General features: G+C 63.3%; 1 protein-coding gene. It reads left to right on the plus strand.

All coding sequences use genetic code 11. The features are described 5' to 3' along the window. Window positions 1–134: 134 nt before the first annotated feature. Window positions 135–1,208 (plus strand): IS110 family transposase, encoded by a 1,074-nt coding sequence (locus ACIPV6_RS23710; protein WP_400273243.1) that lies wholly within the window; start codon window positions 135–137, stop codon window positions 1,206–1,208. The last annotated feature ends 26 nt before the right edge of the window (window positions 1,209–1,234 follow it).

Below are 1,234 nucleotides of genomic sequence, written 5' to 3' on the forward strand. Positions count from 1 at the left end.
GGTAGCTTGATCAGAAGATTGTCCGCCCCTTTTGCGGGGCGTGACCCGTCACAGTGCTGTTCCTTGGTGACCTCTACCCGGACTGGTACCGGCCGGCGACGGCCATGACCATGTCCGTGAGAGGAAAGGTACCAATGACCGCCATGTCTATCGTCGCGCATACCCATCCATTTGTCGTCGGCGTCGACACGCACGCCCGTAACCACGTCTATGCGATCCTCGCTGCAGATACCGGCGCGTTGCTCGAATCCCGGGATTTCCCGGCTACCGGGGCCGGGATCAACCGGGCCATCGACTGGGTCGCCCGCCGTACCGGTGGTAACGCCGATACCCTTTGGGTGATCGAAGGTGCCGCGTCTTACGGGGCGATCCTGGCCGGCACGGTGGCCGCTCACGGCTTTCCCGTGGCAGAGGCACCGCGCATGGATGCCAGGAAGCGTCGTGGGGTGGGCAAAACTGATGCCCTGGACGCCCACCAGATCGCCATGTCCACGTTGCCTCTGACTGTGGAGAAGCTACGCCGTCCCCGCCTGCATGACGGGGTCCGCCAAGGCGTGAGGATTCTTGTGACGGCGCGGGGATCCATGAGCAAGGACCGCACCCGGTCGATCAACGCGCTCAACGCCCTGGTACGCGGCAATGACCTGGGCATCGACGCACGCAAGAAGCTCACCAGCGCCCAGATCACCGAGGTCTCAAAGTGGCGGTCCCGGGAGGAAGAACTCTCCCTCTCCATCGCCCGCGCCGAGGCCGTGCAGCTGGCTAAGCACGTTCTGGCCCTCGCCGAGCAGCTCACCGCCAACGAGAACCAGCTCGATGAATTGGTCAAGGTCAGCGAGGCCGCACCCTTGCTGGAAGAGACAGGGTTCGCAGCGATCAGCGCCGCGAAGTGCCTCACCGCGTGGTCGCACGAGGGAAGAGTCCGTAACGAAGCGGCGTTCGCCTCACTGGCCGGGGTAAATCCCATACCCGCATCCTCAGGGAACACCGTCAGACACCGACTGAACCGGGGCGGAGACAGAGCACTGAACAGCGCCCTGCACATGATCGCGATCACCCGAATGACCCACGACCCCAAAACCCTTGAGTACGCCGAAAGACGACGCGCCGAAGGACGAACCACCAAGGAAATCCGCCGCTGCATCAAGCGCTACCTCGCCCGCCACATCTACCGCACACTCAACGCCTCAACAACAAGCGCGCCTTGACAGACATAGAAGAGTCTAGGGGACAG

Origin of the sequence: Paenarthrobacter sp. NPDC089988, assembly GCF_044748465.1 — a bacterium.
In the GTDB taxonomy this organism is placed as follows: Bacteria; Actinomycetota; Actinomycetes; order Actinomycetales; family Micrococcaceae; genus Arthrobacter.